At 72.3% G+C, this 6759-nt stretch carries 5 protein-coding genes and 1 pseudogene; 2 read left to right on the forward strand and 4 right to left on the reverse strand.

Annotated elements, in window-relative coordinates:
- The 4 genes from G6R25_RS19680 to cobT all read right to left on the reverse strand — a co-directional run.
- The coding region (locus G6R25_RS19680) for a hypothetical protein (RefSeq protein WP_163554136.1) at positions 1 to 995 on the reverse strand (995 nt) is incomplete at its 3' end.
- Between the two features lie 5 nt (positions 996 to 1000).
- Entirely contained in the window at positions 1001 to 1348 is a 348-nt protein-coding gene (locus tag G6R25_RS19685) for a hypothetical protein (protein ID WP_163554137.1), read from the reverse strand.
- 350 nt (positions 1349 to 1698) lie between these two features.
- The gene (gene cobS / locus G6R25_RS19690) at positions 1699 to 2529 is read right to left on the reverse strand and encodes an adenosylcobinamide-GDP ribazoletransferase (protein ID WP_163554138.1); all 831 of its coding nucleotides are present in this window, start codon (positions 2527 to 2529) and stop codon (positions 1699 to 1701) included.
- Positions 2529 to 3686, reverse strand: a complete 1158-nt coding sequence (cobT, locus tag G6R25_RS19695; protein WP_163554139.1) for a nicotinate-nucleotide--dimethylbenzimidazole phosphoribosyltransferase — start codon at positions 3684 to 3686, stop codon at positions 2529 to 2531. Before cobT ends, cobS begins: the two co-directional genes overlap by 1 nt.
- A gap of 217 nt (positions 3687 to 3903) precedes the next feature.
- On the opposite strand from cobT, the gene G6R25_RS29875 reads away from it, so the two are divergent.
- Both G6R25_RS29875 and G6R25_RS29880 read left to right on the forward strand, forming a co-directional pair.
- Complete coding sequence (locus G6R25_RS29875) at positions 3904 to 5547, forward strand: DUF4062 domain-containing protein (RefSeq protein ID WP_336502140.1); 1644 nt, start codon at positions 3904 to 3906, stop codon at positions 5545 to 5547.
- Positions 5465 to 6759: pseudogene (locus G6R25_RS29880) on the forward strand (WD40 repeat domain-containing protein); the annotation flags it as partial. The gene G6R25_RS29875 and the pseudogene G6R25_RS29880, both read left to right, overlap by 83 nt.

A 6759-nucleotide genomic window follows, 5' to 3' on the forward strand; every position in this document is an offset into this window, starting at 1 on the left:
GGTCGCCGGCCCGGGGGGGCCGGGCGGACGGTCGTCGTCCAGTCCGTGGCCGGCAACGGGGTGAACGTCGGCGGCGGGCTCTGCTTGGCCGGGGCGCTCATCGTGTCCAGCGCCGCGATCGCGGCATCGTCGAAACGGTTGTTCGGCAGGTAGGTCTCCCGCAGCGCCCGCACCCACTCGCCCGGCGCGGGGCGGCGGGTGGCGTCGGTCGGTTCGAGCCCCCTGCGGAGGAGGTCGGCCAGCCGCACCGGGAAGCCGTTCGGGATCTTCTGCGGCGGCGGCCAGCTCCCGTCCGCGGCGCGGTCCAGCTTGCCCGGGGTGAGTAGCAGGCCGCGGTACATGGCCAGGGCGAGGGTATACCAGTCGCTGTAATGATCGTGCGCGGGGATGCGGCGTTCGACGACCCGCGGGTCCGTCCACCCCATGGCCTGCACGCCTGTCTCCGGCGCGGGCTGCTGCGGGACCATGCCGTCACAGTCGATCAGGTACATGACCGGCTGCGGCTGCACCGCCCAGGCCAGGTTCTTGCCGTTCACGTCGCCGTGCACGAGACCGCGGGCGTTGACGAAATTGAAGATCTCCGCCATCCGCAGCAGCAGGACGATGCGCCCCTTCGCGGTCGGCGGCTTCGCGCGGGCCATCACCAGGAAGTCGAGCGTGCGTACGCTGCCGAACTCCTCGCGAAAGAGCACCTGCGGGATGATCGGCAGCAGGACGCCGGTCACCGCACCATACTGGTCGACGCTGATGTCGACCGGCCAGTTCACCGAGGACTCCGGGGTCTCGCCCGGCTTGCGGCGCTGCCTGACCAGGACCTCGCGGCCCACCTCGACCAGTTTTTCGAGATCCTTGCGGGCGGGTGCCTTGGTCGGGTCGAAGTAGCGCTTGAAGACGAAGTCCGGATCGCTCGTCCGGTGAATCGAGCCGACGCCGCCCCTGCCCAGCTCGTCCTTCTCGACGAGATAGCTTCCCCAGGTCCCTACGACGGTTTCCACCTCGATCAGCCGCCGTCGAGCGCGGAGAACTCGGTGAGCACGCCTCTCACTTCGGCCTGCAGGCCACACAGGGGGCACTCGAAGATCGGCCGCTCGGAGTCCCAGCAGGCGAGCTGATGGCACTGGGTGCAGCGGACGACGCAGCTGGGGCAGCCGCGATAGTCCGGACTGAGGGTGAGGGCGCCGCCGCCTGTGGCCTTCGTCCGAGAGCCGGACGATGGAAGCACGCTGCCTGGGCGCTGCCGAGACACCCCCTTCAGCTCGAGGTTCGCCCCCTGTCGGCCGAACCGGCCGACCCCCGGATGCCGGGTAATGCTGCAGGTGATGGTGGCGAGGACGGTGCGCTCAGACATCAACGGCCTCGTTCGCCGCGGACCCCGGCCGGAGAGCCGACGCGGATACAGCGTAATTGTGCTGGTCAGACGCCTGCGTGCGCCGGTGGGCATTATCTCGCCGACGCTTGTGCCCGGACAGCAGATCCATGCCGGCCCGTCCCCCGTCCAGGGAAATCCCGCGCAAAACCTCTCGACGAGAAAGCATACAACCGGTCGGTCGGTGGGTGCGCTCCGGCACGTCATTCGCAAAGCGCCGTGCAGCAAATTCCTCAAGAGATCCGTGTACTGACCTCGTCCGTGGACCGTGGCCCGTGGAGCGCGCCAGTGCCGGCACGTCGTGGCATTGTCGGCGCGGCGGCAAGAGATCGCTACTGGCCCAGAAATCGCAGTGCGGGAGTCGGCAGGGTCATCGCCATGACGATCAACGTCACCATGGTGGTGAGCTCGATGATTCCACCGAGCATGTCGCCGCTCAGGCCGCCGAAGCGGCTGGTCAGATAGCGCCGCAGTGCCAGCGAGAAGGCGGTCCCGACGCATACCGCAACAACGGCGCGCAGGGCCCGGCCGACGTCCCCGCCGTCGAAGTCGAGGCGGCTGGCCAGCGCCGCCAGGGCGCAGACCCCGACGAAGGCCAGCGCCGCGTCCCGGGTGCGGACCGTGCCGGCCACGAGCGCGCCGAGACCGTCCGGCTGGGCGGGCGGGGTGCCGGCGGCGCAGGCGAGGGTCGCGGCGAGCCGCCCGGTCATGGCGGCGACGAGGATCGAGACCGTGCCGCGGTGCGCGGTGACGGCCGCGCTGAGCGCCGTGACCTGCAACAACACGACGAACACGACACTGATCACGCCGAAGGCGCCGATCGTCGACTCGCGCATGATCTCCAGGGCGCGCTCCCGCCCCCGCACCCGCCGGGCGCCGATGCCGTCCCCGAGATCGGCCAGACCGTCGAGGTGCAGGCCCCGGGTGGCCAGCGCGAGGACGGCGATGCCCACCGCGGCGGGCAGCAGACTCTGGTTGCGGTGACCGGGCGTCCCCGTCGTGAGCCGCATGGTGACCACGACCACGGCGGTGACCAGCCCGAGGACCAGGCCCACCAGGGGCGCCAGCGTCATGGCTCGACCGGCCAGGCGTCGGTCGAGCCGCTCCGGGCCGCGCAGGGGGAGCACCGTGAGCAGCGTGAACGCGGTTCTCACCGCCAGCATCACGTGGCGTCGACCGCGCCGGGGCCACCGGCGCCGTCCAGGCCGGCGACGGCCTCGGACTTGCCGCTGACGCCCGCCTGATCGAACGTCGCCATCTCCGCGAGCGTCGCCTGCGCGGCGCGCACCAGCGGGACCGCCAGCAGCGCCCCGGTGCCTTCACCGAGGCGCAGACCGACGTCGATCAGCGGAGTGAGCCCGAGCGCGCCGAGGGCGATCGCCTGCGCCGGCTCGGGGGACCGGGTGCCCGCCACCCACCACTTCCTGGCGCCCGGAGCGATGCGCTCGGCCGCCAGCGCCGCGGCGCAGACGATCACACCGTCGAGAACGACCGGGGTCCGCCGCACGGCGGCCTGCACCAGCAGACCGGCGAGCGCCAGCAGGTCCGCCCCCCCGACGACCCGCAGCATCGACTGCGCGTTGCCGGTGAACGGCCGCCCCCGCCACATGGCGTCGCGGATCGCGGCCGTCTTCACCATCCAGCGACGGTCGTCGATGCCCGTTCCCCGCCCGACCACCTCGATGGGCTCGCGGTTGCACAGCAATGCGACGATCGTCGCCGCGGGGGTCGTGTTGCCGATCCCCATCTCGCCGGGGACGAGCAGATCCGCGCCCGCGTCGATCTCCTCGTCCGCGATGAGCCGACCGACGGCGAACGCCCGCTCCGCCTCGGCCACGCTCACCGCGTCCGTCCGGTCGATGCGTTCGCTCGACCGCCGCACCCGGTAGCGCTTGGGCGGCGCGGTGCCGTCGACTCCGCCCACGGTGGTGGGGTGCGGGCTGTCCACCGAGACGTCGACCACCCGCACGGCGGCCCCGACCTGACGGGCGAGGACGTTCACCGCCGCCCCGCCGGCGGCGAAATTGGCCACCATCTGCGCCGTCACGTCGCTGGGAAACGCGGACACACCGAGCTGGGCTATCCCGTGATCGCCGGCGATCACAATCGCCCGGACCCGGTTGAACGGCTGCGGGGGACAGACCCCCTGCACGCCGGCGAGCCAGATCGACAGCTCCTCGAGCTGGCCGAGGGCGCCCGGCGGCTTGGTCAGCTCGCCCTGCCGGCGCCGGGCCGCCGCCATTGCGTCGCTGTCCAGGCCGGGGACGACGGGAGCGGCGGGAGCGGCGGGAGCGATGCCGCTGGGGTCATGGGAATCCACGAGGTCCTTACTACCTGATCCGTCACGGGAAGCTGGCACCAGCCTGCGGATCATCGCCGGCTTCGCGTCCGCACTACCTGATCCGTTGCGGGCAGGGGCGGAGGGTGGCAGATGCGGGGAACGGAGTCGATCGGATACGTTGAGAGATGTGTCGTTACCGACTGATTCGCTGTCGGATCGGAGTTGGGTAGCCGGCTCGGCGCCGGTCGGTGGCGGGTTGCCGATCGCCCGTGAACGGCGGGTGTTTCTGAGCCACACCGCGGAGCTGCGACAGTTTCCGCGGGAGCGTTCGTTCGTCGCCGCCGCCGAGCGTGCCGTCGCGTTGGCGGGCGACCGGGTGATCGACATGGCGTACTTCGGTGCGCAGGACGCCGATCCGGCGGACTTCTGCGTGCGGACGGTCCGTTCGTCGGACGTCTACCTGGGGCTCATCGGATTCCGTTACGGCTCGCTGGTGGCCGGCCGGCCCGAAATCTCCTACACCGAGCTGGAGTTCGACACGGCGACGCAAGCCGGGATACCCCGACTGGTGTTCCTCCTGGACTATCTCGCCGAGGTTCCGTTCGGTGAATTCGTCGACGAGAACCACGCGGAGCGCCAGAAGCAGTTCCGAAGCCGGCTGCGCGATTCCGGCATTATCACTGCTGATTTCCGCGGCGCCGGTGATCTGGAGACGGCGGTCCTCGACGCCCTGGTGAAGCTGCGGGAGAGCCAACGGCGCATGGTCGGCGTGAGCGGCGCCGTTCAGGCCACGGCCGACGGCGCTGCGGGGATCGCACGCGCCGGCGGGCAGCACCGACCGTGGATGCTTCCCGGCGACCGCGACGACGTCGTGCCTCGCCCGGCGCTCACCTCGGTCGTTCTCGCCGAGGTGCTCGCGAGCGCGGCGGGGCGCGGCGCTGTCCGGGGGCCTGTCGTGTTGTACGGCACCGGCGGTATGGGGAAGACCACCCTGACCAGGGAGGTCTGCCGGCAACCGGAGATCGCCGCGACGTTCGGCGGCGGACTGCTCTGGGTGACCATCGGGGAGACGTCGGACGGCGCTCGACTCGCCGACCGGATCAACGATCTCAGCGAGGCGCTCTGCGGCGTCCGGCCGACCCTGTCCGATCCGGAACAGGCCGGCTTCCATCTCGGGACGCTGCTCGGTGACGAGTCCCGGCTGCTGGTCGTCGACGACGTGTGGAACCCGGCCCAGTTGCAGCCGTTCCTGCAGGGCGGAGCGGGCACCGTCCGGCTCGTCACCACCCGACTGCGTGACCTCGTGCCCCGGGCCCGGATGATCGAGATTTCGGCGATGTTGCCCGAGGAGGCCATGACCCTGCTGCTGCGCGACCTCGGTGCGCAGGCGCCGGAGGCGGCCGGCCGGCTGCTGGGGGTGACCGGGCGCTGGCCGGTGCTGCTGCGTCTGGTCAACCGCGCGCTCGTGCGGCACGTCCGCGATGGGATGAGCGTCCCGCGAGCCGCCGAGCGGGTGCTGCGCCGGATGCACCGGCGTGGCCCGACCGGGCTCGATGTCAGCCGCGCCGCGCAGCGAGGCGGTCGAGGCGACCCTGGCAGCCAGCCTCGGCCTGCTGACCGGGCACTGCCTGGAACGCTATCTGGAGCTCGCGGTCTTTCCCGAGGACGTCGAGATCCCGCGCCGGGTGCTCGACGCCTACTGGGGGGCCACGGGCGATCTCGACCCGGACGAGGTCGACGATCTCTGCCAGGAGCTGGCCGATCTCTCGCTGGTCGTCTCCTACCGGCGGTCCCCGCCGGCGCTGCTGCTCCAAGACGTGCTGCGCACCTACCTGCGGGTGCGGGTCGGGCCGGAGCGCCTGCGCGAGTTCGACGCCCTGCTCTGCGACGCCCTGCGTGACACCCTCCTGCCCGCCGCACCGCCCGAGTTCCCGCCGGGTGATCCGTGGTGGCTGCTGCCGGAGTCGGCGGACTACGTGTGGACCTACCTCGTCAGTCATCTCGTCGGCGCGGGCCGCACGGCCGAGGTGGCCGCCCTGCTCGGGGATCTGCGCTGGACGCTGGCCAAGCTGGAGCGTCCGCAGTTCGGCCCGGTGGCGGTCGAGGCGGACCTCGCCCTCGCGGCGGACGTCGTGGCGGACGCGCCCGTGCTGGCCGCGCTGCGGCGGGCCGTTCTGCGCAACGCCCACCTGCTCGCCCCGACGCAGCGCCCGGAGTCGCTCGGCGCGATCCGGCTCAGCCGGCTCGATGGCAGCGCCGAACTCGACGCCGCCCGGGCCGACCTCGCGCCCCACGTCGCCCGGCCCCGGCTGACCAACCGATGGTCGCGTCCCGACCAGCCGCATCCGGCCCTGCGCCGTACGTTAGGCGGGCATCGGCGCTGGGTGGACGGGCTCGCCGTCGCCCCCGATGGGAGGGTGCTGGCATCTGCCGGCGGTGACGGCGCCGTGCGGCTGTGGGAGGTGCCCGACGGTCGTGGCCAGGCGATACTGGCGGGGCACGACGGCGACGTTTCCGCCTGCGCGTTCGCCCCGGCCGGCCAGGCGCTCGCCTCCGCGGGAGCGGACGGGACGGTACGGATCTGGGCGGTGCCGAGTCGGTGGGACGACGGCTCCCCGATTCGCCCCGGCCAGTCGGATCAGTCGGGGCGACCAAGCCGGCCGGCCGTGCCGCAGGTGCTGCGCGGCCATCGCGGCGAGGTCACCGCCTGCACGTTCAGCCCGGACGGCGCCCGGGTCCTGTCGGTCGGCGCGGACGGAACCCTGCGCGGATGGGATGTCTTCGGCGGGGGACCGCTACTGGTCGTCACCGTCGCGGACGAGGCGTTGCGATGCTGCGTCGCGTCGCCGGACGGCGGCTGGCTCGCCGTTGCCGGGGACGACGGCCTGATCCGGATCTGCGACCCGTCGACCGGTCGCCCGATGACGACGCTGACCGGTCACGTCGGGCCCGTCCTGTCGCTGACCGTCGCGCCGGACGGCACCTGGCTGGGATCGTCGGGCCGCGACGGCACGTTCCGCCGCTGGGCGATGCCCGCCGGCCGCCCGATCGGCCTGATCCGGGAGGACGCCGGGGCGATCCACGCCGCCGCGGTCGACCGGGCCGGTCGGCT

Origin of the sequence: Candidatus Frankia alpina (assembly GCF_902806485.1) — a bacterium.
In the GTDB taxonomy this organism is placed as follows: Bacteria; Actinomycetota; Actinomycetes; order Frankiales; family Frankiaceae; genus Frankia; species Frankia alpina.

Bases quoted from the DNA above. Each gene is read 5' to 3' on its own strand.
- cobS (WP_163554138.1), bottom strand. From the start codon at position 2,529: ATGCTGGCGGTGAGAACCGCGTTCACGCTGCTCACGGTGCTCCCCCTG.
- G6R25_RS19685 (WP_163554137.1), bottom strand. From the start codon at position 1,348: ATGTCTGAGCGCACCGTCCTCGCCACCATCACCTGCAGCATTACCCGG.